General features: G+C 71.8%; 20 protein-coding genes. 14 read left to right on the top strand and 6 right to left on the bottom strand.

Annotated features, from left to right (window positions below; translation table 11 throughout):
* Window positions 1–9: 9 nt before the first annotated feature.
* Window positions 10–906 carry a glycosyltransferase gene (locus tag ASG83_RS12460; protein ID WP_156710991.1) on the top strand — a complete coding sequence of 299 codons (897 nt, stop codon included), beginning with the start codon at window positions 10–12 and terminating at the stop codon, window positions 904–906.
* A gap of 121 nt (window positions 907–1,027) precedes the next feature.
* Window positions 1,028–2,290, top strand: a complete 1,263-nt coding sequence (locus ASG83_RS12465; protein WP_162253794.1) for a lipopolysaccharide biosynthesis protein — start codon at window positions 1,028–1,030, stop codon at window positions 2,288–2,290.
* Here the strand turns inward: ASG83_RS12465 and ASG83_RS12665 are convergent.
* The 4 genes from ASG83_RS12665 to ASG83_RS07540 all read right to left on the bottom strand — a co-directional run bounded on the left by ASG83_RS12665 (window position 2,199) and on the right by ASG83_RS07540 (window position 7,550).
* Window positions 2,199–3,635 carry an oligosaccharide repeat unit polymerase gene (locus ASG83_RS12665; RefSeq protein ID WP_055858851.1) on the bottom strand — a complete coding sequence of 479 codons (1,437 nt, stop codon included), beginning with the start codon at window positions 3,633–3,635 and terminating at the stop codon, window positions 2,199–2,201. The genes ASG83_RS12465 and ASG83_RS12665 overlap by 92 nt on opposite strands.
* A gap of 107 nt (window positions 3,636–3,742) precedes the next feature.
* Window positions 3,743–5,017, bottom strand: a complete 1,275-nt coding sequence (locus ASG83_RS07530; RefSeq protein ID WP_055858853.1) for an O-antigen ligase family protein — start codon at window positions 5,015–5,017, stop codon at window positions 3,743–3,745.
* A complete protein-coding gene (locus ASG83_RS07535; RefSeq protein ID WP_055858856.1) occupies window positions 5,014–6,306 on the bottom strand; it encodes an O-antigen ligase family protein in 1,293 nt (430 codons plus the stop codon). Before ASG83_RS07535 ends, ASG83_RS07530 begins: the two co-directional genes overlap by 4 nt.
* 65 nt (window positions 6,307–6,371) lie before the next feature.
* Window positions 6,372–7,550: an acyl-CoA dehydrogenase family protein gene (locus ASG83_RS07540; protein WP_055858859.1), complete on the bottom strand. Its 1,179-nt coding sequence runs from the start codon at window positions 7,548–7,550 to the stop codon at window positions 6,372–6,374.
* Between the two features lie 230 nt (window positions 7,551–7,780).
* On the opposite strand from ASG83_RS07540, the gene ASG83_RS07545 reads away from it, so the two are divergent.
* The 8 genes from ASG83_RS07545 (at window position 7,781) to ASG83_RS07580 (ending at window position 19,245) form a co-directional block, all read left to right on the top strand.
* Window positions 7,781–8,806: a hypothetical protein gene (locus ASG83_RS07545; RefSeq protein ID WP_055858862.1), complete on the top strand. Its 1,026-nt coding sequence runs from the start codon at window positions 7,781–7,783 to the stop codon at window positions 8,804–8,806.
* Entirely contained in the window at window positions 8,799–9,980 is a 1,182-nt protein-coding gene (locus ASG83_RS12670) for a hypothetical protein (protein ID WP_055858870.1), read from the top strand. Before ASG83_RS07545 ends, ASG83_RS12670 begins: the two co-directional genes overlap by 8 nt.
* A gap of 50 nt (window positions 9,981–10,030) precedes the next feature.
* Window positions 10,031–11,176 carry a mannose-6-phosphate isomerase, class I gene (manA, locus tag ASG83_RS07555; RefSeq protein WP_235460065.1) on the top strand — a complete coding sequence of 382 codons (1,146 nt, stop codon included), beginning with the start codon at window positions 10,031–10,033 and terminating at the stop codon, window positions 11,174–11,176.
* A gap of 52 nt (window positions 11,177–11,228) precedes the next feature.
* Window positions 11,229–13,430 carry a cell wall-binding repeat-containing protein gene (locus ASG83_RS07560; RefSeq protein ID WP_055858872.1) on the top strand — a complete coding sequence of 734 codons (2,202 nt, stop codon included), beginning with the start codon at window positions 11,229–11,231 and terminating at the stop codon, window positions 13,428–13,430.
* Between the two features lie 34 nt (window positions 13,431–13,464).
* Window positions 13,465–14,430 carry a UDP-glucose 4-epimerase GalE gene (gene galE, locus ASG83_RS07565; RefSeq protein ID WP_055858873.1) on the top strand — a complete coding sequence of 322 codons (966 nt, stop codon included), beginning with the start codon at window positions 13,465–13,467 and terminating at the stop codon, window positions 14,428–14,430.
* Window positions 14,431–14,618: 188 nt separating this feature from the next.
* Window positions 14,619–14,936 carry a WhiB family transcriptional regulator gene (locus tag ASG83_RS07570; RefSeq protein WP_082514747.1) on the top strand — a complete coding sequence of 106 codons (318 nt, stop codon included), beginning with the start codon at window positions 14,619–14,621 and terminating at the stop codon, window positions 14,934–14,936.
* 66 nt (window positions 14,937–15,002) lie between these two features.
* Window positions 15,003–17,864, top strand: a complete 2,862-nt coding sequence (locus tag ASG83_RS07575) for a glycosyltransferase (RefSeq protein WP_082599123.1) — start codon at window positions 15,003–15,005, stop codon at window positions 17,862–17,864.
* Complete coding sequence (locus tag ASG83_RS07580) at window positions 17,857–19,245, top strand: DUF5719 family protein (RefSeq protein ID WP_055858877.1); 1,389 nt, start codon at window positions 17,857–17,859, stop codon at window positions 19,243–19,245. The genes ASG83_RS07575 and ASG83_RS07580 overlap by 8 nt, the downstream gene beginning before the upstream one ends.
* Window positions 19,246–19,266: 21 nt before the next feature.
* On the opposite strand, the gene ASG83_RS07585 is transcribed toward ASG83_RS07580, so the two are convergent.
* Window positions 19,267–19,725, bottom strand: coding sequence for a metallopeptidase family protein (locus ASG83_RS07585; protein WP_055858880.1), 459 nt, complete (start codon window positions 19,723–19,725; stop codon window positions 19,267–19,269).
* Between the two features lie 34 nt (window positions 19,726–19,759).
* Here ASG83_RS07585 and ASG83_RS07590 point away from each other — a divergent pair, with 34 nt between their 5' ends.
* Both ASG83_RS07590 and ASG83_RS07595 read left to right on the top strand, forming a co-directional pair.
* Window positions 19,760–19,972, top strand: coding sequence for a DUF3499 family protein (locus tag ASG83_RS07590; RefSeq protein ID WP_055858883.1), 213 nt, complete (start codon window positions 19,760–19,762; stop codon window positions 19,970–19,972).
* Window positions 19,973–20,033: 61 nt separating this feature from the next.
* Window positions 20,034–21,449 (top strand): phosphomannomutase/phosphoglucomutase, encoded by a 1,416-nt coding sequence (locus ASG83_RS07595; RefSeq protein ID WP_055858887.1) that lies wholly within the window; start codon window positions 20,034–20,036, stop codon window positions 21,447–21,449.
* Between the two features lie 48 nt (window positions 21,450–21,497).
* Here ASG83_RS07595 and ASG83_RS07600 read toward each other — a convergent pair whose 3' ends face one another.
* On the bottom strand, window positions 21,498–21,944 hold the full coding sequence (locus ASG83_RS07600; RefSeq protein WP_055858890.1) for a DUF6326 family protein: 447 nt from the start codon (window positions 21,942–21,944) through the stop codon (window positions 21,498–21,500).
* A 148-nt stretch (window positions 21,945–22,092) separates the two neighbouring features.
* On the opposite strand from ASG83_RS07600, the gene ASG83_RS07605 reads away from it, so the two are divergent.
* Window positions 22,093–22,770 carry a TetR/AcrR family transcriptional regulator gene (locus tag ASG83_RS07605; RefSeq protein ID WP_055858894.1) on the top strand — a complete coding sequence of 226 codons (678 nt, stop codon included), beginning with the start codon at window positions 22,093–22,095 and terminating at the stop codon, window positions 22,768–22,770.
* Window positions 22,771–22,831: 61 nt separating this feature from the next.
* Complete coding sequence (gene ahcY, locus ASG83_RS07610; protein ID WP_055858897.1) at window positions 22,832–24,334, top strand: adenosylhomocysteinase; 1,503 nt, start codon at window positions 22,832–22,834, stop codon at window positions 24,332–24,334.
* The last annotated feature ends 437 nt before the right edge of the window (window positions 24,335–24,771 follow it).

The raw sequence follows: 24,771 nt of genomic DNA on the forward strand, positions 1-24,771 counted from the left end.
GGGAAGGAATTGAAAATCTCCATCCTTTCGGCAGTGTTCAACGAAGCGGATTTCATCGATGAAATGATCGACAGTGTCATCGCTCAGACCGAAGATCGATGGGAGCTTCTTCTGGTTGATGACGGGTCGACCGACGACACAGTCTCGCGTATACAAAGTCGTGCGCGCGGCGAGGAGCGAGTCGTGCTCGTCTGCCACGGCGAGAAGCTCGGAAAGGTGCAGGCCTTCAACCGAGCCTTCCAAGCGTCCTCAGGCGATGTCGTCGTCTTGCTGGGAGGAGACGATCGGCTGCCCGAGGACTCTCTAGCGGTCAGAGCGGCGGCACTGAGTCGGGCAACAGATCGTCGTGAGGCAAAAGCGGCGGCCTTTCGCCTGCGCACCTTCTCGGATGAACCGAGATTTCACAATTTAGTTCTGCCGAAGGGTGATAAGGGCAATCTCTCGGGCGGCACGATCGCTCTGACTCGCCCGCTTGCCGAGCAAATTTTTCCAATTCCTCACCAACTTGTTGCCGAGGACATTTGGATAGCGGAGGTAATTCGTGCTCTTGAGCCGAGCGTGATCAGTAGGCCAGAAGTTGTGCTTGAATATCGGATCCACCAGGGAAACTCAAATCCTCGTCATCTGCCTTTTAGGCAGATGACTGCGAGCCTTCATGATCGCGCACTTCCCTACCAAATCCTGCTAGAGACTGATCGTTACCAGCTCGACTCGACGGTGACGGAGAGGCTGCAGCGACGCGTAGAACTGGAGGACTTGCGTTTTAGGGGAAAGATTTGGGCGATATTGCGCCTCAGCTCGGTTCCTATCACCGAGAGGTTGCGTGCACTATCCACGGCCCATCCGGCCGCGTTTTGGCTTCGCCGAAGGTTTTACGCTCTCTTCTCCGGGTTGGGGTCGTCGTGACGCAAAGTGCGACTTGTGTCTTATGCCGAAGAGGGTTATCGTGCGGGAGCGTCTCTGGAATGAGCGCGATCGTTTTCGAGACTTCAGAGATGCGGGCCGGGCGCATCGCCCTCGAACGCCGGTGAAACGACTGCTGAGCGGCGCGGCGAAGCTCGGCGCGGGCGTCGCCTTCGGCCAGATGCTGGTCGTGCTCGTGTCGCCGGTGCTGTCGCGGCTCTACACCCCTGAGCAGTTCGGTGCCTACGCACTCGTCGTCGCGATCGCGGCGGTCGTCACGGTCGTCTCGACGGGCCGCCTCGAGCTCGCGGTGCCGGTCGCCCGGAGCAACCGCGACGCTCGGGATGCCCTGCTGCTCGGCCTTCTCTACCTGCTCGTGGGGACCGTGTTCGCGACGGTCGTCGTCGTCGTCGGCACACTGCTCGGTCAGGAGATCATCCCGATCGGACCGGAGCTGCTCCTCGTCCCGGTGTTCGCCTTGTTCGCGGGCCTCTTCGAGCTGGCGTCCGCTTATCTCGTTCGCCGCAGGCGCTACGCGGCCGCGGCCCGGCGCTCGGTGCTGCTGAACGGGACGATGGCCGCGAGCCAGTTGGGGCTGGGCGCAGCGAACTGGTCGGCCGGCCTCTCGATCGGGCACGTCGTGAGCCGCGTCGTCGGGGCCTGGTACTCGCTCCATGTCGGCGGAGTGCGCATCCGGCGAGACCTCCGAGGACTCCAGAACTCGAAAATAAGTCGGGTCGCCCGCCGGACCTCCCACTTCCCCACCGTCCTGGCGCCGTCGGCGCTCGTGAACGCGATCGGCGCGCAGGCGCCGGTGCTCCTATTCGGTCTGCTGCTCGGCCCGGCCGCTGCGGGACTCCTCGGCTTCACCCAGCGAGTTCTAGGAGCGCCCGTGGCACTGCTCGGGCAGTCGCTCGCACAGGTGTACACGGCAGAGAGCGCGTCGTCGCTCCGCTCCAGCGCGAGCGACGCCCGGGTGCTCTTCCTCCGCTCGAGCGCGGTCCTGCTCTCCACGGCCGTGGTTCTCGGAACGGCGATCTTCGTGCTCGCTCCGCTGCTGTTCGGGCCGGTCTTCGGCGACGAGTGGGTGGAGGGCGGGCCCATCGCCCAGGCTCTTTCGATCGGAGTCGCCGCGCAGATGGTAGTGGTGCCACTCAGCCAGACGCTGATCGTCTTCGGTCGGTATCGAACCCAGCTGAGCTGGGACATCGGGAGGCTCGCCGTGGTCGCGGGCGCGGTGATCATTCCCTACTCTCTCGGGTTCAGCCTCCCCCAGATAGCTTGGACTTTCTCGATCACGTCCGCGGTGAGCTATGCGATTCTGTGGGTTCTGTGCTTCGATGCCGTGTCGCGAGCCGACGGGCTCGTCCGCGCACCCGCGCCGTGATCGCGACCAGCGGTGAGGCGCCGCCCAGCGAGGAGGGCTCGCCCCAGTGCAAAAGCGGCATCGTCAGCGACGTCGTGCTGCTGGTGCGCCGACCCCAGAACCAGAGGCCCGCGAACACAGCCGCACCCACGTTGAGCAGGTAGGTCGGGTCGCTCGCCACCCAGGTGCCGACGACCACCGCGATGCCTGCCGCGCCGACTACCTCGAGCGAATTGCGGTGCGCGGCCGAGAGGCGCACTCGGTCGATGGCGTGCAGGGCCAGCGCCAGCAGGATCGACACGACGACGACGCCGCCGAAACCGAAGTTGTAGAAGGTCGACCCCCACACGGACAGCGGCGCGGTGCCCCGGTCGGAGCCGTAGAGCTCGGCGTGGATCTGATTCGAGATGTCGCTCCCCGTCAGTCCGGGGAGCAGTCCGATCGCAGCCTGCAGCCACTCGCCGCCCCACTGCGTCGGAAGATCGTAGATGTATCGGAAGCCGGCCACGGAGGCCTCCTGATTGCTGCCCAAGATCCGGAACGCGAGTTGACCGAACAGCACCCAGAGCTGCTCAAGGGGACCGGACGCGCTGTCCAGCTCCGTCTGCGCTCGGCCGAGCGCGAAGGTGGCCAGGAGGAAGAGCGGGAGCGCGGCAGCCACCACGAGCGGCATCCACCTCCAGAAGGCTCGCGGCGACACGAACGCGATGAAGGTGACCGTCACGAGCATGAAGGTCACGAAAGCGCCTCGTTGCCCGGTCCCGAGCATGAACACCACGTTCGCGAGGATGAGCCCGGTGGATACCCACCACCGGAGACGGCTGCGCGAGCGGAAGAGCGCGACGATCGTCACGAGCGAGAGCGCCGGGAGCAGGACGTTCCTGAATTGGTTGACGTATCCGGGGAAGAGGTACTGCGGGCCGGAGTACGAGTCGAGTCGCAGCGCGGTGATGTCGAGCGGCGTCCCGGTCGCGTACGCGAACACTCCCAGGAAGAGCACGTTGTAGCCCAGCGCCCCGTAGTAGGCGATGCAGATCGCGAACGATACGCCGATGAGGATCCAGAGGGTTCTGGTCGCCGGGTAGGCGCGGGTCTGCTGGCGGAGCGGGGCCGCGGCGAATCGACCGCCGAACAGGGTCGACGCGGCGACGAGCAGCGCGGCGACCGCGGCGAGGCTGACGCAGATGACCGCCGCGTGGACCCGGTCGGCCTCTCTGCCGACGTCGAGCATGGGCAGCGTGCCCAGGGCCATGACCAGGTTCGTGGTCATGAAGATCGTCGATGCGGATATCAGTCCGCTTCGGCGAGGCACGATCGCCATGAAGACGACATAGATCGCAACGACGACCCAGGAGAGTTCGGCCACGGTCGAGTTCGTCCTTCCATGGTGAGAGGCTCACGATCTGCGGCCGCCGGATGGGATGACGTTCGATCCCACCCTCTATTGTTCCTCACGATCGAGGCGCGCTGGGCTCAGGGCCCGAGCCGCCCGCGCCACGACCGCTCGCGCGCCGCGACGAGCGCCGCCATCACGAAGAGCATGAAGCCGCCCTCAACGAGCAGGTAGCTCTCGGTCATGCTCGTCGTCGCGAGCAGCACGAGCACGAGCGACGGCCAGACGTGCACGGTCGAGCGGCGCTCCGTCGCGACGAGCCACGCCCGCACGAAGGCGAGGCCCAGGGCGACGAGCAGGAGGCCGAGGCCGATGAATCCGAGCTGCAGCGTCGCATCCACGTAGGCGTTCAGGGCCGAGTCGGGCTGACGGCCGACGGCGTCGCGCACCACGAGGAACGGGTAGCGGTCCTCACGCCAGGCGCCGAGCCAGCCCCAGCCCTGCGCCGGATACTGGCCGATGAACTTCTCGAGGTCGGCCCAGACGCTCGTGCGGATCGTCACGTCGGCCGTGGCGCCCGCGAGGGCGAGCAGCTGCTGGCGGAACAGCCACCCGAGAGCCGTCGCCACGACCGCCGAGATGAGCAGCACGCTCTGGACCGCGGGCCTCCGCTCGGGCGAGAGCCGGCGCAGCACGACGAGCACGAGCCCGGCGGCGAGCACGGCGGCCAGCACGACGCCGGTCACGGGCGAGCGCGCGAACACGATCGTCGCCGCCGCGAGCACGAGCGAGAAGGTCGTCAGACCCCGCGGCACCGATCGCGTGCGGAACTCGATCCAGAAGCTCAGCGCGGCGAGCCCGCCGAGGAAGGCGAAGTAGTTGCGCGTGCCCGCGAGCCCCTCGATCGGGCCGCCGACGGCGAGGTTGCCCTCGATGCTCAAGAATCGCAGCGGGGTGTCGATGATGATGCCCGAGAGGATCTCGAGCGCGAACGACACCACGAGCACGAACCGCAGCGCGTTGCCAACCCCGCGCACGATCTGGATCGTGTCGCGCACGAGCGCGATGTACAGCCCGAGGAAGGCGAACGCGAGCATGTAGCCGATGCCGCCGTACGTGGCGATCGGGTACTGGCTCCAGAAGCTGCTCACCATCATGAAGCCGACGAGCGCGAGCAGCGAGATGGGCAGGATCCCCTGCCACTCCACGCGCTCCGGCTGGCCCGCGAGCGACAGGGCCGCGAGCACGACCAGGCCCGCGAGCACCGCGAGCGCCCCCGGCCAGCCGAGGAACGCGCGAACGGCGTGCATGCACAGCGCGACGGCGATCGCGACCTCGGTCAGGGCCTGCGTGAAGCGCGGCGACGCGAGCGCCGAGCGCCCGGCGTCGAGGATCGAGCGGGCGCGGTCGTTCATCGCCCGATCCCGGCGAGCGCGCGGCCGTGGGTGCGGCTCGCGACGGCGAGCCAGACGAGCAGCAGCAGCCCGCCCTCGATGAGGATGCGCGACTCGGCGAGGCTCTGCACGAGCAGCACGGTGGCGATGAGCGCCGGCAGGAGGCGCAGGGCGGGGGAGTCGGCGACGTCGCCGAGCGGAGCATCCACCGCCCACGACACGGTGCGCAGCAGCATCGTGATGACGAGCACCGCGAAGACGACGACCCCCGCGACCCCGAGCTGCAGCCACACGTCGAGCCACGCGTTGTGGGCCTGCAGGTACTCGACGCCCTTGATGACGGCGAGCCCGTCGAACGGCTCGACCCACGGGGCCCAGTAGCTCACCCACCCCCAGCCGAACCAGGGGCGCTCGAGCGCGAGCTCGGTCACCGCCGCCCAGATGTCGACGCGGTTCGTCAGGTCGCCCGAGCGGCCCAGCAGGCCAAGCACGGTATCGCGGAAGACGACGATGAGCGCGAGCGCGGCGACGGCCGTCACGGCGCTGACGGCCAGCAGACGGATGCGCGCGCGAGCCCCGAGGCGCCGTGCGACGACGATCAGCCCGAGCACGATCGCGGCCACGGCTGCAGCGACGATCATGCTCGCCGACCCCGCGCAGACGAACGCCAGCGCGGCGGCGGCGAGCCAGCCGTAGCCCGCGGCCTGGCCGACCCGGTGGTCGACCAGCTGGATCGTGAAGACGATGATCGCGAGGAGCGCGGCGAAGGCCAGCAGGTTGGCGTTGCCGACGATGCCCTGGATCCTCCCGCCGTCGAGCACGTCGAACAGCTCGTTGCGCGACCAGTAGAAGGCGCGGGGGACCGTGCCGTCGTAGTCCGTCCACCACGGCAGGACCGGCTGACGGATGATCGCCGCGACGACGAGCTCGAACACGAGCGAGAGGCCGATGATCCAGCGCAGGGCGACGCCGAGCGCGCGCACGACCTGCTCGAGGGTGAGCGTGCGGGCCATGACCACGGCGGCGAGAGACGTGAGCACGAGCAATCCCGCCCCGATCGCCGACTCGAGCCGGTACGCCGACCAGGCGATGCTGAGCACCGCGAGGCCGACGAAGAGCGCGAGCGCGATCGGCACGCCGCGCCACGGCAGGCGCGAGCGCACGGCGAGGGCGACCCAGCAGACGCCGAGAACGGCGATGACCGCGCCCCACCCGTACCAGGTGAGCGGGTACCGCACCCCGTCGCCGGCGAGGAGGACGAAGAGGGTCACGGCGGCGAGCGCGACGCGGCGCTCGCGGAGCCAGGACATGACCCTCAGCCTACCGGCGGGGCCGCCGCGCCCGGTCAGGGCGCTGGCGGCCGCACGAGCGCCGATCACACGAACGCGCCGACCCCCGTGATCGCGCGGCCCACGATGAGGCTGTTCATCTCGCGCGTGCCCTCGTAGCTGTAGAGCGCCTCGGCGTCGGCGTGGAACCGCGCGACGTCGTAGTCGAGCACGATGCCGTTGCCGCCGAGCGCCTCGCGGCACAGCGCGACGGTCTCGCGCATCGCGGTCGTGCAGAAGGCCTTCGCCATCGAGGCGTGCTCGTCGCGCTGCGTGCCCGCGTCCTGCATGCGCGAGACGCGCGTGCACATCGCGATCGACGCGGTGATGTTCATGAGGCTGCGGCTCAGGAGGTCCTGGACGAGCTGGTGGTGCGCGATGGTCTTGCCGAACTGCACTCGCTCCTTCGTGTACGCGACGGCCGCCTCGTACGCGCCGATCGCGGTGCCGATCGCGGCCCAGGCCACGTCGGCGCGCGTGAGCCGCAGCACTGCCGCGGTGTCGCGGAACGAGTTCGCCTTCTCGAGCTTGAGCGCAGCATCCACCCGCACGTTGTCGAGCGTGATGTCGGCGTTCTGGACGATCCGCAGCGACTGCTTGCGCTCGATCTTCGTCGCCGTGAACCCGGGGGTCGCATTCGGCACGATGAAGCCCTTGACCTGGCCGTCCTCCGTCGACTTCGCCCAGATGATGGTGATGTCGCTGAAGGTCGCGTTGCCGATCCAGCGCTTGGAGCCGTTGAGCACCCAGCCGTCGCCGTCGGGCGTCGCGGTCGTGCGCAGACCCTGCGCCGCGTCGCTGCCGGAGAGCGGCTCGGTGAGGCCGAACGCGCCCGTGATCTCGCCGCTCGCGAGCTTCGGCAGCCACTCGGCCTTCTGCTCGGCCGAGCCGTTGACGCCGATCGAGCCCATCGCGAGGCCGTTCTGCACGCCGACGTAGGTGGCGATGCTCGCGTCGATGCGCGCGAGCTCGAGGGCCGTCCAGCCGCCGAACACGGCCGAATACTCGCCGGTGCGGGTCTCCTCCCACAGCTGCCCGAAGATCGGGTGCGCGTGCAGCCCCGGCAGGATCTCGTGCGGGAACGAGGCGTTCTCCCACGCGTCGTTCACGAGGGGGCGGATGCTCTGCTCGGCGTGCTGCCGGAGAGCCACCAGCGCCTCGCGCTCGTGGTCGGCGAGGTCGGCCTCGAAGCCGAGGAAGTCGCTGGCGAGGGTGGGGAAGGTCATGAGAGCTCCGTGCGTCGGGCGGCCGGGTGGGAGGGCGCTGCGGAAGGCGGCGATGGCTTCACGCTAGGCCCGCGGGGCGTTTCCCGCGCGCATTTTGTGGGCGGGCGACGGGCCGGAGTGCACCTCGGTGCCGATACGTGATGAGAGGGCACAGACCGACCGTTCTGGTCGATATGAATCCGTGATGCGTCGCCGTATCCCGGCGACTCCGCGAGCCCTATGGTGAGCACATGTCGACTCCTCTCGGGCGCTCTCTGCTCGTCGCTGCGGCGCTCGCCGCCCTCCTCAGCGGCTGCGCCGCGCCCGCCCCCGCCGCCGCTCCCGAGGCGCCGGCGACTCCCGCGACGACTCCGAGCGCTGAGCCGGAGCCGCCCGCGGAGTTCGCGTGCGCCGACCTGGACGACGCGATGCCCGCGGGGTTCGAGGCGGAGGACGTCTTCGGCTCCGCACCGGCGCTCGCGGCGTTCGCGGCAGGAGGGTCCTCCTGCGTCTGGCGGCCTGCCGCCGAAGGCGGCGCTGTCAGCAGCATCGGGGTGAACCTCCTTCCCGCCGCGTTGCTCGAGACGACGTCGATCGAACCCGCGTGCGGCGAGCTGTACGACTTCAGCCTGGGATGCTCCTCGCGCGAGCTCATCGACGGCCTTGCCGTCGAGACCCGGATCGTGGGGGACACCGCCGCCGCCGAGACCTCGAGCGCTCTCGAGGCGATCGCGTCCGCCATCCGTGAGCGACTTGCGGAGGGCGCGCGACCTCTTCCGGCGGATGAATCGTCCGCGAGCCGCATCGACTGCCAGCGCGTCACCCTCAGCGCGATCTCGATGCCGGAGAGCGTGGGATCCTTCGTAGGCGAATTCGGCGGCACCGACTCCGGCTCCCCTTCCAGTGAGCTCACGGCCGTCGCGCTGATCTCCATGGCGGGGATGGTCGGGTGCCTGACGGCGACGACGTCCGGCTTCGGCGTGGCGATGGCCACTCTCGGAGGCGGAGCGGAGCTGCTCGACGACGAGCGCATCGCGGGGGCCTCGACTCCGCTCGACCTCGCGGATGGCCGCGGGGCGCGCATCCTCACCGGGACTTGGCCGGCCGAGGGCGACGGCGCCGTCACGGAGTTCGCGCGAGTGGTGTTCGAGGCCGACGGCGCGCTGGTCTTCCTCTCGGTCAACGACCGGGGGACGCCGCCCGATGCTGCTCCGATCGACGAGGCGGCCGCAGCCATCGCCGAGGCCATCGCGACCGCGATCGACGCTCGTGGTTAGCCGGCGCCCGAACCGGCGCTCGTCGCACGCGGCGCTCGCCGTCGTCGCGATCGCGATGCTCCTGAGCTCGTGCGCGACGCCGGTCGAACCCGCGGCGTCGGGCAGCGCACCGGAAGCCTCCGACGTCCGCGACGACGCGGGCGCGCCGACGCCGATGCCGAGCGACCTCGTCGCGGAGGAGCCGTCAGCGGAGCTTGAGGACGAGCTCACCGGCATGACGGGCGCCGCCGATGACTCGCCCAGTCCCCTCCCGCGCATCCCGTGGCCCGATGTGGCCGTGCCCGCCGCGCCGGAACCGAGGCTCTCGATCACGTGCGACGAGCTGCTCGCCGCCAGCGGCGCGACGGACGCCTCCTCGGTGCCGATCCCGACGACCGCCCAGACCATCGGGGTTCGGCAGGGCGGCGGGACGGCCTGCGGGTTCGCGATCAGCACCCCCGGCGGCCCCGCGACCGCCCTCCTGTTGCTCGCGGCGGAGGTCGCCTCCCCGACGACGACACCGGTCGCGTGCGCGACGAACGGGTGGAAGTCCGACACGGTGAGCTGCGCGGGCTCCGGGACGTCGCTGCATGGCACCGCCGCCATCGAGTACGAGATGCCCGCCGGCTCCGATGTGCGATGGGGCATCTCGAGCGCTCAGGCCATCCTCGATGCCGCGACCGACCACCTCGACACCCGCCCGGCCCTCGGCCCGGTACCGACTGCGCACCCGGATTCGATGGGAGCGGAGCAGAAGTACTGCGACCCGTCGCCCGAGGCGCAGTCGGCCGTGTTCGGGCTCTTCCCCGACGGGGAGACCGACATCTACGGCGGAGCGCCCGGCACCACCTACGTCGATTCCACCCTTCACAGCCGGGTCGGCACGCTGAGCTGCGTGTGGTGGCTCGGCTGGCAGGGCATCACGATCGAGGTCGTGCCGGGTGCGGGATGGATCGCCGACGAGCTCGACGGCGCCGCCGTGGAGGTCGACGGCGCGGTCGCAGCCGTCCGCACCGAGCGATCGGTCCTCGAGTACCGGAGCACGCAGCAGTGGCTCATGCCCGAGATCGCCATCGTGGCGAGCGCGCGGGGCAGCGCGATCATCGTCCGAGCCGTGGTCGATCAGATGCTCGAGCAGTCCTTCGACGAGAAGCTGCCTCTCGTGGCGGCGGCGATCATCGCGACCCAGCCGTGACGGGTCGACTCGATAGCCTGGCCACGTTCAGCAGTGGCAGGAGAACCCCCGTGCTCATCCGCATCACCAACACCCCGCGCCCGTACGCGTGGGGCTCGACGACGGCGATCGCCGATCTGCTCGGCACCGACCCCTCCGGCGGCCCGGAGGCCGAGCTCTGGCTCGGCGCGCACCCCGGCTCGCCCGCGCGGATCGTCGAGGGTGCGGCCGAGGACGATCTCGCGCAGTGGGCCGCGGCGCACGCGCCCGGCGGCCGGCTGCCGTTCCTGCTCAAGGTGCTCGCGGCATCCGCACCGCTCTCTCTGCAGGCGCACCCGACGGCCGAGCAGGCGCGGGCCGGCTTCGAGCGGGAGAACGCTGCGGGCGTCCCCCTCGACGACCCCGCGCGCAACTACAGGGACCCGTACGCGAAGCCCGAGCTGCTCGTCGCGCTGAGCGACCCGTTCCGCGCCCTGTGCGGGTTCCGGCCGGTCGCCGAGGCGCGTGACGACCTCGCCGCGCTCGATGACGCGCGGCTCGCTCCGCTGCTCGAGCGCCTGACCGACGACGTCCTTCCCCAGGTCGTCGCGTGGCTCATCGCGCGCTCGCCGGGGGTCGACGCGATCATCGCGGCGCTCACCGAGCAGGCCGCCGCGCAGGGCGAGCTGCCCCACCGCCCCGACTGGCTCGACACCGTCGCTCGGCTGAGCGCGCACCATCCCGGCGACCCCGGGATCGCGGTCTCCGTCCTCATGCGCACCGTCATCCTGCGGCCGGGGGAGGCGCTCTACCTGCCCGCCGGCAACATCCACGCCTACCTCGACGGGCTCGGCCTCGAGCTCATGGAGGCGAGCGACAACGTCCTCCGCGGCGGGCTCACCCCCAAGCACGTCGACGTGCCCGAGCTCATGCGCGTGCTCGATGCGCGGCCGCTGCCCCCGCCCCTGCTCGAGCCCGAGCATCCGCGCCCCGGAATCGCCGTCTACCGGCCCGAGGGCGTCCCGCTGTCGCTGACCGTCATGGAGGCGGCCGCCCTGATCGAGGGGGTGGATGCCCGGCTCGACGGTCCCGCGATCATCCTGTGCCTGGACGGCGCCGTGACGCTCGGCGAGCACGGCGAGCACGGCGAGCTGCGTCGCGGCGAGGCGGCGCTCGTCGCCGAGGAGCAGACGCTTCGGATTGTCGGAACGGGTCGAATCGCGATCGCCTCCTCCTGACGGGCCGAAGCTGAGGTAGCCTTCGCGTGACGCACACCGGGGGGAACACGTCATGGGGAACTCTTCTGCGAGCCGACGGCTCGCCATCATCGCCGCCATCGCCGCGATCGGGATGCTGCTGCCATCGCCGGCGAACGCCGCCGTCGTCGCGCCCCCGCCGTCGGCCTCGCCCGAGCCCGCCCCGAGCACGGGGCCCGAGCCCGCCCCTACGGCGTCGCCCCAGCCCACCCCGGGCACCGAGCCCGAGCCCACGCCGACGGAGTCGCCCGAGCCCGCGCCGACGGAGTCGCCCGTGCCCACGGTCGAGCCTGCGCCGGAGGTCGACGCTCCGGTCGCCGACGAACCTTCGCCGGAGTCGCCGCGATTCGTGGCCGGCGCCACCGCGGCGGCGCCGCAGCCCGGGTCGACCGTGGTCGACGGCGTAACCGTCGACCGCATCACCGGCTCCGACCGGTTCGAGGTCGCCGTCCGGATCTCCGAGGGCGCGTTCCCCACCGGGGCGCCCATCGTCTTCCTCTCCGACGGGCTCAAGTTCCCCGACGCGCTCTCGGCCGCGCCCGCCGCGGTCGCGCACGGCGGCCCGCTGCTCCTCACCACGACCGCGTCGATGCCGCCGCGCGTCGATGCCGAGATCCGTCGGCTCGCGCCGGCGAAGGTCGTCATCCTCGGCAGCACGGCATCCGTCTCCGCCGCCGTCGAGCAGCGCATCCGCGATCTCGGCATCGCCGTCGAGCGGCTCGGCGGGGCCGACCGCTACGTCGTGTCGCGCGCCGTCGCCTCCGCCTATTTCCCCACCGCGAAGCGCGCCTTCATCGCGACGGGTCAGAACTACCCGGACGCGCTGTCCGGCGCGGGCGTCGCGGGCAGCCTCGGCGCCCCCGTCATCCTCGTCAACGGCGGCCTCGCCGACCTCGACGCCGACACTCGCGCGCTGCTCACCCGCCTCGGCATCACTGACGTCTCGGTGCTCGGCGGGCCGTCGACGGTCAGCGCGGGCATCGAGGCCGACCTGCGCGAGTTCGTGCCCCGCGTCGAGCGGCTCGGTGGTCCTGACCGTTTCGCCGTCGCCGAGGCCATCAGCAAGCGATTCGTCACGACCGCCGATCATGCCTTCTTCGCCGCGGGGATGAACTTCCCCGACGCGCTCGCCGGCGCCGCCTACGCCGGTCGGCTCGGAGCCCCGCTCTTCCTCGTCCCGCCCGGGTGCCCGACCGCTGGCACCGTCACCGAGGCGCTCGACCGGCTCGCCGTCGACCGCGTCACGATCTTCGGCGGCGACAGCAGCGTGGCGCCCTCCGTCGAGAAGCTGCGCGGCTGCAGCATCCCGACGGCCGCCCAGCTGACGAAGAAGCTCACCGACCAGATGGCGGGCCTTCCGGGGCGCTACTCGATCACCGTGCGCGAGATCGGCGGCCTGAAGCGCACGATCAGCATCGGCGGCGCCGTGCAGAAGGAGCCCGCGAGCGTCATCAAGCTCTTCGCCGCCTACGTCGTGCTCATGCGCGTCGACCAGGGGCGACTCAGTCTCGACACCCTCACGCGATCGGGAGTGAGCGTGCGCTCGTGCCTGCGCACGATGATCCACATCTCCGACAACTACTGCCACGCCGACCTGCTCGCGCTCATCGGCAACACGGAGATCAACAAGCAGCTCTGGATGTCGGGGTTCTACAACACGTTCTACGTCGGCTACGACGGGGCGGGCCGGTACCAGTCGGCGAAGAAGGCCTCGACCGACGACCTCGCCGTGCTGCTCGAGAAGCTCGAGAAGGGGATCCTGCTCTCGCCCTCCTCCTCCGCCCTGCTCACCTCCCTCATGACCGACCAGCTGTGGCGCTCGAAGATCCCCTCGGGCGTGCCGGCGGGGACGCGCTTCGGCAACAAGACCGGCCAGCTCTGGATCTCGACCGGCCTCGTCGAGGGCGACGCGGGCGTCGTCCGCGCACCGAGCGGCACCTACACGATCGCCGTGCTCGGCGACCGCAACGCGGCCAACTGGGCGATCGCGCGCCTGTCGCGCACCGTCTTCGAGCACCTCGGCGACCGCCCGAGCCAGCCGGCGACATGGGGGGACGTGAACCTCGTGACGACCACCTCGACGGCCACCTACCGGAAGCCGGGCAGTGAGCGACTCGGAACCATCCCGGCGGGCACCCGCCTCGCGGCGGACGTCAGCAATCGCATCTGGTACCGCGTCGGCATCAACGGCAACTGGTTCTGGGTGCATCACTCGGCCGTCAGAACGCAGTACTGACGGCCCGGCCGTCGTCGGCCGCTAGCCTGAACGCATGACCTGGCTGGTGACCGGCGGCGCCGGATACATCGGCGCGCACGTGGTGCGCGCCCTCCTCGAGGCGGACATGACGGCAGTCGTCCTCGACGACCTCTCGAGCGGGCACGAGCGATTCGTGCCCGAGGGGGTCCCGTTCGTGCGCGCGAGCATCCTCGACGCCGACGCGGTCGATCGCGCGATCGTCGACCACGGCGTCACGGGCGTCATCCACGTCGCGGGATTCAAGTACGCGGGCGTGAGCGTGCAGCGGCCCCTGCACACGTACGAGCAGAACGTCACGGGAATGATCACGCTGCTGGAGGCGATGGAGCGCCACGGGGTCGATCGCTGCGTGTTCTCGAGCTCGGCGGCGGTCTACGGCACGGTCGACGTCGACGTCGTCACGGAGGGCACTCCCAAGGCACCCGCGAGCCCCTACGGCGAGTCGAAGCTCATCGGCGAGTGGCTGCTCGCCGACCAGGAGGTCGCCGCGGGGCTGCGGCACACGAGCCTGCGCTACTTCAACGTCGTCGGCTCCGGCGACCCGGCCGTGTTCGACACGAGCCCGCACAACCTCTTCCCGCTCGTGTTCGAGGCCCTCATCGAGGGCCGCGCCCCGCGCATCAACGGCACCGACTACCCGACGCCCGACGGCACGTGCGTGCGCGACTACATCCACGTCGCCGACCTCGCTCTCGCGCACGTCGCCGCAGCGCGCCGCCTCGACGCGGGCGAGCCCCTCGAGCGCGCGTACAACCTGGGCTCGGGCGACGGCGTCTCGGTGCGTCAGATCATGGATGCGATGGCCGCCGAGACCGGCATCACCTTCGACCCCGAGATCGGGCCCCGCCGCCCCGGCGACCCGCCGCGCATCGTGGCGAGCGGCGAGCTCGCGGCGCGCGACCTCGAGTGGCGCATGCGTCACTCGCTCGCCGAGATGGTGCGCTCGGCGTGGGAGGCGCGCCGGGCATCCGCCCTCTGAGCGCTCGCGATGCGCGCACGGAGGCCACCGGCGCGCAGACGGCCCTGCAACCGCTTNGCGTCGCAACCCTGAACCACGGGTCGACCCTTTTACCATTCGCGACTTGACGCGAGGGAATCACACGAGTGTAATTAGGGGCATCCCGGCGGGTGCAGGGGAGCAGCCACCCGGGGGAAGGAGAGTCACGAATGAGCGAGTACCGCAACACGGTCCCGGAGAACTGGTTCGTCGACCCCGTCCGACTCGGAGTCCCCGGCGTCCGCCGCGTGCGCGCGACCGATGACGATGACACGCTCGCCTGGCAGGCCGACGCGCTGTGCGCGCAGACCGACCCCGAGGCGTTCTTCCCCGAGAAGGGCGGATCGACGCGCGACGCCAAGAAGATCTGCACGACGTGCGAGGTCCGCGGCGAGTGCCTCGACTACGCGCTGCAGAACGACGAGCGCTTCGGCATCTGGGGCGGGCTCTCCGAGCGCGAGCGCCGCAAGCTCCGCCGCCGCGCCTGATCCGGCCCTGGCTTCCGCCGCGCGTGTCTGCGCGAGACCGCTCGACCGACACGTAGGCTCGGCCCGATGCAAGCCCGAGTGACCGCGGTGCTCGTCGCCCGTCGTGGCGGCGAGGCGCTGCATCAGACGCTGGAGGCGCTCGCCGAGCAGTCGCGTCGGCCCGACCGCTTCGTCGTCGTCGACGCCGCGGGGGATGCCGCGACCACCGCCGCACTCATGGACCTCGCTCCGACGCACGCCGTCACCGCCCCGCGGTCGACGACCTTCGGCGACGGAGTCGCCCGCGCGGTCGCCGCCCTCCCGGACCCGGAGGAGACGAGCTCGCCCTACGGCGGCGTCGAGGAGTGGCTCTGGCTCCTCCGCAACGACACCACCCCCGACGCTCGCGCCCTCGAGCGGCTCCTCGGCGCGGTCGAGATCGCGCCCTCGGTCGCGATCGCGGGCGCGAAGCAGATGGACGCCGCGCATCCGACCGTCATCGCCGAGTACGGCGAGACCCTGACCCGCACCGGAGCATCGATCGCGATCGCCGAGCGCGAGCTCGACCAGGCCCAGCACGACCGCCTGCAGGACGTCCTCGCGATGGGCGAGGCGGGCCTGCTGGTCCGCCGCTCCGTCTGGGAGGCGCTCGGCGGCATGGATCCGGCCCTGCCGACCGTCGACGCCGCGCTCGACCTGTGCGTGCGGGCGCGCCTCGCCGGGCACCGCGTCGTCGGGGTGCCGCTCGCCCGCGTGTTCGTGCACGGCTCCGCCGCCGAGTTCCAGCGCCCCGGGGTCCCCGCGCGCACGGTCGCCCGGTGGCGCCGCGCCGCCCAGCTGCACCGGCGCCTCGCCTACGCGCCCGCGCCCCTCGTCCCCCTCCACTGGCTGGGGCTCGTGCCGCTCGCCGTGCTCCGCTCGCTCGGGCACCTCCTCGGGAAGCGCCCGACGCGCGTGCTCGGCGAGTTCGGCGCGGCGTTCGCGGTCGCCTTCTCCGGCACCGCCGTCCCCGCCGCTCGGCGGCGTATCGCGCGCTCGCGCACGGTCGGCTGGGCCGCGATCGACGCGCTGCGCATGCCGCCGGACGAGGTGCGCCGCCGCCGGGCCATCACGCGCGACGCCGCACTGGGAGCGGGCGAGGCGCACGCGCGCCCGCGCCCCGACTTCTTCCCCGGCGGCGGCCTCGTCGTCGCGGGCTTCGCCCTGGCCGGCGGTCTGCTCATGTCGTCGCTCCTGACGGCGCCGGCCCTCGCGGGCGGCGCCCTCGGCCCGCTGGCACCGGATGCCCCGACGCTGTGGGCGGGGACCCTCGCGACCGCGGGCGCCCCCTCCGACCCCTTCGCCTTCGTCCTGGCCGCCCTCGGGTCGCTCACCTTCTGGCAGCCCTCGCTCGCGCTCGTCGCCCTGTGGGTCGCGGCTCCCGCGCTCGCGGCGCTCGGCGCCTGGTGGGCGGCGGCGAACCTCGTCGAGCGGCGCGGCCCCGCCGCCGCGGTCGCCTCCGTCTACGCGCTCGCGCCGGCCGTGGTCGTGTCGCTCGTCGACGGGCGGCTCCCCGCGCTCGTCGCGCTGCTCGCCCTGCCGTGGCTCGTCGTCGCGGCCGCGCGCGCGCCGCGATCGTGGAGCGCGACCGCGGTCGCGGGGCTCCTCGCGGCGGTGACCATCGCATCCGCCCCCTCGCTCGGCCTCGCGCTCGTCGTCGTCTGGGTCGCCTGGATGGCTGGAAATCCGCGCCGCATCGTCCGGCTGCTGACCCTCGTCGTGCCGACCGCCGCGCTGTTCGCGCCGCTCGCGATCGCGCACGTGCTGCGCGGCACGCCGCTCGGGCTGCTCGCCGACCCCGGGCTCCCGGCGCAGCCCGCCGAGGTCGCCCCCACCGGGCTGCTGCTCGGCTGGCCGGATCTCTCGATCGTGCTCGGGCCGATCGCCGAGCTCCTCCCCGACGACGCGCCGCCGCTCGTCGTCGCGGTCGTGCTCGCGGCCCTCGCCGCCCCGCTCGCGGTCCTGGCGCTCCTCGCGCTCGCGCAGCGCTCGGGCCATCGGGCGATCATCCCGCTCGTCGCCGCGGCCGCCGGTCTCGTGCTCGCGGTGCTCGTCTCGGGCGTCGCCGTCGTGACCGCGGAGGGCGCGGCCGTGCGCCTCGACGCCGCCCCCGCGCTCGGGCTCTACTGGCTCGGTCTCGCGCTCGCCGCCGGGGTCGCTCTCGACGGCCTCCGCCGCGCCGGCGCCGTGCCCGCGCTCGTTCTCGTCCTCGCCTCCGCGCTCGCCGCGAGCCCCGCGCTCGCGATGCTGGTGCTCGGCACCTCGGTCGTCGGCCCCGGCGTCGACCGCACCCTGCCGGCGATCGTCGCGGCCGATGCCGTCGCCGACGAGAGCATCGCGACGCTCGTGCTCACCCCCGTCGACGGCGGGCTCGCCGCGCGCCTCGAGCGAGGCGCCGGCGACCCGCTCATCGGCTACCGGACCTTCTCGGCGACGGCGGGACCGGAGGGCGCCGCCGCCGAGCGCTCGCAGCGTCTCGCCGAGCTCGCGGCGAATCTCGCCGTGCGCAGCGGCCGCGAGCTCGCGCCCCTTCTCGAGGCGGAGGACGTGCGCTTCGTCCTGCTCGCGGAGCGCTCGCGGACGACCGGCGCCGACGCCCCGCGCGACTCCTCCGCGTCGCTCGCACCCGCATCGATCTCCGCCGCGCTCGACGCCGACGTCCTCCTCGTCGCCGTCGGCGACACGGATGCCGGGCGACTGTGGCGCGTCGTCGCCGACGACGAGGCCCCGGCCGCGATCGCGGCGCGCCCCGCGACCGCGACGCCGATCCTCGCCGGCCAGCTCGGCATCCTCGCCCTGACGCTGCTGCTCGCCGTGCCCACCGGGCCGCGCCCGCGCCGGGTGCGCGCGGAGGACGGCACGATCGACGACCCCGCGACGACGTTCGCCCCGGAGGACGACGATGACTGACCGCGCGCAGCTCCTCCTCCGCGGGCGTCGCGTCGGCGTCGCTCTGCTCGGCGCGGGTGCCGCCGCGGCGCTCGTCGTCGGCGTGCTCGCCGTGCCCGGGCCGACCCTTCGCGCCGAGCCCCGATCGGCCGAGATCACGCCCGTGCGCGCCACGCAGTCGCTCGTCTGCGGCGGACCGATCCTCGGGCTCTCCCGCGGGCCCGACCCGCAGGTCATCGCCGTCGGGGAGCCCGCGCGGCGCAGCGCCGGCGAGGGCCTCGTCGAGCGCGCGATCACCACGAGCGACGCGGTCGACGGCGGCGCCGCGATCGTCGAGCTCCCCGCCGAGGCGCCCGCCGACGACGTCTCGGCGACCGAGCGGCAGGAGCTCGACGAGCCCGAGCTGCGCGGTCTCGCCGTCGCCGAGTGCCTTCCCCCCTCGCCCACCTCGTGGCTCGTCGGCGGCAGCACCACGACCGGCCGCTCGAGCACGATCGTGCTCAGCAACCCCGGCGAGGTCGCGGCGACCGTCGACCTCGCCGTCTGGGGCGCCGACGGGCCGCTCGACACGACGGGCACCTCGGGGCTCATCGTGCCGCCCGGCGCTCAGCGGGTGATCCCGCTCTCCGGCATCGCCCCCGACGAGGCCTCGCCCGTCGTCGGCGTCTCGAGCCGCGGCGGAGCCGTCGCCGCGACCCTCCAGCAGTCGACGATCATCGGTCTCGAGCCGGCGGGGGTCGACGTGGTCACCCCGGTCGCGGCGCCCGCCGAGCGGGTCGTCATCCCCGCCCTGCCCGTCGTCGACAGCGAGGGGCTCGCGGTCGCGGCGACCGCGCTCGGCGCCGTCGACGTCTCGACCGTCCTGCGCGTGCTCGTGCCCGGCGACGAGCCCGCCGACGTCACGGTCAGCCTCCTGCCCGACGCGGGAGGGGAGGGCACGGCGCTCATCGCGCGCGTGGAGGCCGGGGCCGTCATCGATCTCGCGCTCGGCGAGCTCGCCGACGGCGACTACAGCGTCCTCATCGACGCGACCGAGCCGATCGTGGCCGCCGCGCGCGCCTCGGCGGCGAGCGACGCCGGCCTCGACTCGGCCTGGTTCACGGCGGCGCCCGCGCTCGACGACGACGACGGCGACATCCTCCTCGCCATCGCCCCCGGCTCCGGGGCGCGACTGCATCTCGTGGCCCCCGACGGCGCGGCGATCGTCACCGTCGACGGCGAGCTCGTCGAGCTCGGCCCGCGCTCGCGCACGAGCCTCGAGCTCGCCGGGAACACGGCGCCCGTGATGATCGTGAGCGGAGAGGTGCGGGCCTCCGTCTCGTATCTGACGGATGCGGGGCTCGCGTCCGCGCGCATCCTCGCCCCGGTCGCCGCCCCGCGACCGATCACCGTCTTCCCGTAGCGCGGGGTGCGGCGGGCGCCGCTACCAGTGCCGGAAGCGGTCGGGCGCGAGATCCCACGGATCCTTGCCGATGAGCTCGCCCACGGCGCGGAACACGCACGACTCGACCATGAGGCGACGATGCCAGTCGTCCTCCCTGTGCAGGCGGCTCATGCGCTCGATCGGGATCCGGTAGAGCACGACCAGCTGATGCTGGGGGATCACCCGCCACCGGGCGACGCCCGCGATGCCGGGAGGCTGGTCGGGCATCGGCAGTACCTCGATGCGGAGGTCGACGAGCTCGTCGGGCCAGAGATCCTGCAGGTAGTCCGCCGTCGCCTGCACGGTCGCCTCGAAGGTGTCGAGGCGGGTGTGGGCGAGCGGCAGGTCGGGGCCGGTCACGGGCGAGCGGCCGTTGCGGCCGTGGCGGGCGCGCGCACGGGCGCTCGGCAGCGCGCGCGGGCTCGCGTACGAGCGCGGGCGACGCGAGGCGAACGGCATGGCTCCAGCGTATCGCCGCCGTATGCTGAGGGGGATGAGCGGGCGAGGGTGCAGCAAGGTCGCGTGCGGCGAGACGGCGGTGAGCACGCTCACCTACGTGTACGCCGACTCGATGGCCGTCCTCGGGCCCCTGAGCGCCCGTCCCGAGCCGCACAGCTACGACCTGTGCTCGCGTCACTCGCAGTCGCTCTCCGCCCCGCAGGGCTGGCAGGTCGTGCGCTACTCGGCGCTCGGCGAGGTCGGCTGAGCGGGTCCGCCGGCGGGGTCGCCCGCCCTGCCTGCCGCCTGCGCCCCGCTACGGTGGAGCGGTGAGCACCGCACCCGACCTCAGCCAGTTCATCAAGGCCTACGACGTCCGAGGGCTCGTCGGCTCCCAGCTGACCGACGAGGTCGTCGAGGCCCTCGGCGCGGCCTTCGTCGACGAGATCGGCGCGGCCGGGCTCGAGGTCATGGTCGGGCACGACATGCGCGACTCCTCGCCGGGCTTCGTCGCCGCGTTCGCGCGCGGAGCTCGCGCTCGCGGGGCCCACGTCGTCAACCTGGGGCTGTGCTCGACCGACGAGTCGTACTTCGCCTCCGGCCGCTACGACGCCCCGGCGGCGATGTTCACCGCGAGCCACAACCCGGCGACGTACAACGGCATCAAGTTCTCGCGGGCGGGAGCGCAGGGCATCAGCCTCGCGACCGGCCTCGCCGGCATCCGCGATCGGGCCAAGGCCTCCCTGGAGGCGGGGGCCGTGCCGGCCGTCGCCGAGCCCGGGGGCTACTCCGAGCGGGACGTGCTGGCCGACTACGCCGCATACCTCCGCTCCCTGGTCGATCTGGCGGGCATCCGCCCCCTTCGCGTCGTCGTCGACGCGGGCAACGGCATGGGGGGGATGACCGTGCCCGCCGTCCTGGGAACGGCCGCGGGCCTCGCGCCGCTGCCGCTCGAGATCATCCCGCTCTACTTCGAGCTCGACGGCACCTTCCCCAACCACGAGGCCAACCCGCTCGAGCCGGCGAACCTCGTCGACCTGCAGAAGGCCGTTCTCGAGCACGGCGCCGACCTCGGCCTCGCCTTCGACGGCGACGCCGACCGCTGCTTCGTCGTCGACGAGCTCGGACAGCCGGTCACGCCGAGCGCCGTGGCCGCGATCGTGGCGCAGCGCGAGATCGAGCGCGTACGCGCCGCCGGCGAGACCGGCGACATCCACGTCATCCACAACCTCATCACCTCGCGCATCGTCGCCGAGACGATCGAGGAGGCGGGCGCCATCCCCGTGCGGACCCACGTCGGCCACTCGCTCATCAAGGACAGGATGCGCGAGACCGGCGCGATCTTCGGCGGCGAGCACTCGGCGCACTACTACTTCCGCGACTTCTGGGGCGCCGACAACGGCATGCTCGCCGCCATGCACCTGCTGTCGCAGTTCGGCGCGTTCGAGGGGCCGCTCTCGCAGCTGTCGGCGCAGTACACGCCGTACTCGGCGAGCGGCGAGATCAACTCGACCGTGACCGACGTGCCGGCGGCCTACACGCGCATCGTCGAGGCCTTCGCGGGCCGCGCCGAGATCGACGAGCTCGACGGGCTCACCTTCACCGGCAGCGCGGACCCCGGCTGGTACTGGTTCAACGTCCGGCCCTCGAACACGGAGCCGCTGCTGCGGCTCAACGCCGAGGCGCAGACGCCCGAGGTCATGGCGGCGATCCGCGACGAGGTCCTGGGGCTCATCCGGGCCTGATCCGGTGGCGCCCGCGGTCGCGCGCGGGGCCGGGCGCGGCGCCGGCAGTTACGCGCGGGGCCAGGTGGCGGCGGCGCGCAGGATGTAGGCCATGATCGCGAGCTCGACGCCGATCGTGATCGCGTAGTAGACGGCGTAGTCGGGCGTCGCGCCCGCCGCGTTGAAGATCATGATCGGGATGTAGAGCGCCGTCACGACGATGTTCGTGATGCGGTTCGCCCGCGCGGGCAGAGTCGCGGAGAGCAGGACCATGAGGCCGGGGATGGCGATGATCACGAAGAAGATCGACATCAGCATCCCGCTGATCTCGAACTCGAAGATGACGCCGCCGCGGATCGAGTCGATCTCGCCCGGCTGGTAGAGGTGGAAGTAGTCGATGTAGAGGACGAGGAAGATGAGGCTCGTCCAGGCCGCGGCGAGTCGGGCCTGCACGGGCATGGCCGGCGTGGCGAGCGAGGCGGCGCGCGGCGCGGCGGGGTTCGTTCGGGTGCTCATCGGTTCTACTTTCTGTCGTGCGCGGATGCGGATCGCTCGTGCGCGGATGCGGAGGCGGCCGTGCGGTTTCGTACACCGTACGTCGTACGCTGTACTATGAACCGTACGCTGTACGGTTGTCAAGACGTTCACCGGCGCGAGGGGGCCCATGGCGGAGAGAAGGCGGCGCCAGAGCGAGTCCGTCGCCGGCCTGAGCAAACAGCGCCTCGTCCACGAGGCCATCCGGATCGCCGATCGCGAGGGCGTGCACGGGCTCAGCATGCGGCGCCTGGCGAGCGAGCTCGGCGCGGGGGCGATGTCGCTCTATCACTACGTGGCCAGTCGCGACGAGCTGCTCGACGCCATGGTGGATGTCGTGTTCGACGAGATCGAACTGCTGCCCGAGGGGGTCGAGTGGCGAACAGCGCTCCGTGAGCAGGCGCTGTCGACCCGCCAGGCGCTCGCCCGCCACCCGTGGGCGATCTCGCTCATGGAATCGCGCGTGACCCCGGGGCCGGCGAGCATGCGTCACCGCGAGGCCTTCACGGCATGCCTGCGCCGGGCGGGCTTCTCGGTGAGCATGGCGACGCACGCCAACTGGCTGATCAACAGCTACGTCTACGGCCACGCGCTGCAGGAGGCGACCCTCCCGTTCGACTCCGCCGAGGAGTTCGCCGAGATGACCGAGGCCGTGTACCTGCCCCAGCTTCCGCCCGAGCAGTACCCGTACCTGGCCGAGTCCGCGGCGGTGCTCGCCGCCGACCAGTACGACCCGGGCACCGAGTTCGCGTTCGGTCTGGACGTCATCCTCGCCGCGCTCGAACCGCTCAGGGCCGCCGCCGACTGATCGCTGAGCGCGAGGTGATCGCCCGGCAGAAGTTCAGCGCCCGTCCTGCGAGGATGTCTCCATGAGCATCGTCATTCCCGCCCGCTCCGCGGCACTCGCCGTCGAGACCCGCAACGGCCTCTCCTTCCGGGTCGCCGACCTGAGCCTCGCCGAGGCGGGCCGGCACCAGATCCGCCTCGCCGAGCACGAGATGCCGGGCCTCATGGCCCTGCGCGAGGAGTTCGGGCCCCACCAACCGCTCGCCGGCGCGCGCATCGCCGGCTCGCTGCACATGACCGTGCAGACGGCCGTGCTCATCGAGACGCTCGTCGCGCTCGGCGCCGAGGTGCGCTGGGCGAGCTGCAACATCTTCTCCACGCAGGACGAGGCGGCCGCCGCCGTCGTCGTCGGCGCCACCGGCACCCCCGAGCGGCCCGAGGGCGCTCCCGTCTTCGCCTGGAAGGGCGAGACGCTCGAGGAGTACTGGTGGGCGACCCAGCAGATCTTCGACTTCGGCTCCGACGAGCACGGCGGCGCCCACGGCCCGACGCTCATCCTCGACGACGGCGGGGACGCCACGATGCTCGTGCACAAGGGCACCGCGTTCGAGGCGGCGGGAGCGGTCCCCGATGCGGCCGAGGGCGACAGCACCGAGTGGCGGGTCGTGCTGCAGGTGCTCCGCGACTCCCTCGCGAGCGACCCGCAGCGCTGGACGCGCGTCGGCCAGGGCATCCTCGGCGTCACGGAGGAGACCACGACGGGTGTGCACCGCCTCTACGAGCTGCACCGCGACGGTCAGCTGCTCTTCCCCGCGATCAACGTCAACGACTCGGTGACGAAGTCGAAGTTCGACAACAAGTACGGCATCCGGCACTCGCTGCCCGATGGCCTCAACCGCGCGACCGATGTGCTCATGGGCGGCAAGACCGTCTTCGTGTGCGGCTACGGCGACGTGGGCAAGGGCAGCGCGGATGCCCTCCGCGGCCAGGGCGCGCGCGTGATCGTCTCCGAGATCGACCCCATCAACGCGCTTCAGGCGGCCATGGACGGCTACCAGGTCGCGCGCCTCGATGACGTGATCGGCGACATCGACATCCTCGTCACCGCGACGGGCAACGAGTCGGTCGTGACGCTCGAGCACCTGCAGGGCCTCAAGCACCTCGCGATCGTCGCGAACGTCGGCCACTTCGACAACGAGATCGACATGGCGGGGCTCGAGAGCCTCCCGGGCGCCGAGCGCATCGAGATCAAGCCGCAGGTGCACGAGTGGCGCCTGCCGAACGGCCGGTCGATCCTCGTGCTGAGCGAGGGGCGCCTCATGAACCTCGGCAACGCCACCGGGCACCCGAGCTTCGTGATGAGCGCGTCGTTCACGAACCAGGTGCTCGCGCAGCTCGAGCTGCACACGAACCGCGACGCCTACCCGCTCGGAGTCCACGTGCTGCCGAAGGCCCTCGACGAGAAGGTCGCGCGCCTGCACCTCGCGGCGCTCGGCGTGAGGCTCACCGAGCTCACCCCGCGCCAGGCGGCGTACATCGGCGTCGGCGTTGATGGGCCCTACAAAGTCGACCACTACCGGTACTGATCAGGCGACGGATGCGGGCCCGGTGCGATGCACCGGGCCCGTTCCCGTACCCCGGCGACGGCCTCGCGGGCGGGGGAGCCGGCCCCTCGCACGGGCGCCGCGCGAGCGCGACACGCCCGAGCCTGCCGCGATTTGCCCGATGCCCCGCGCAGCCGTAATGTATCTACCTGTTGCCCCAAGCGGGCGGGAGAGCGAAAAGCCTCCCGGACCCCAAGCGGAAACGAACCCCCTCCTTCTCAGCCAGAACGGCTCGCCGTTCCGATGCGGGGAGGAGCGGGAAGCGGATCCCCTCCGATGACAGCGGCTCTTCCGAGAGCCGAGCAGTCGCGGGGGTTCGGAAGGAAGAGCCCTGTTGCGAGCGCTGCGAAGCGCGAGGTCAGGTGCGCCCGATCCTTGAGAACTCAACAGCGTGCACTAAGTCAATGCCAAATTATCCT

This window comes from Yonghaparkia sp. Soil809 (assembly GCF_001429705.1).
Taxonomy (GTDB): domain Bacteria; phylum Actinomycetota; class Actinomycetes; order Actinomycetales; family Microbacteriaceae; genus Microcella.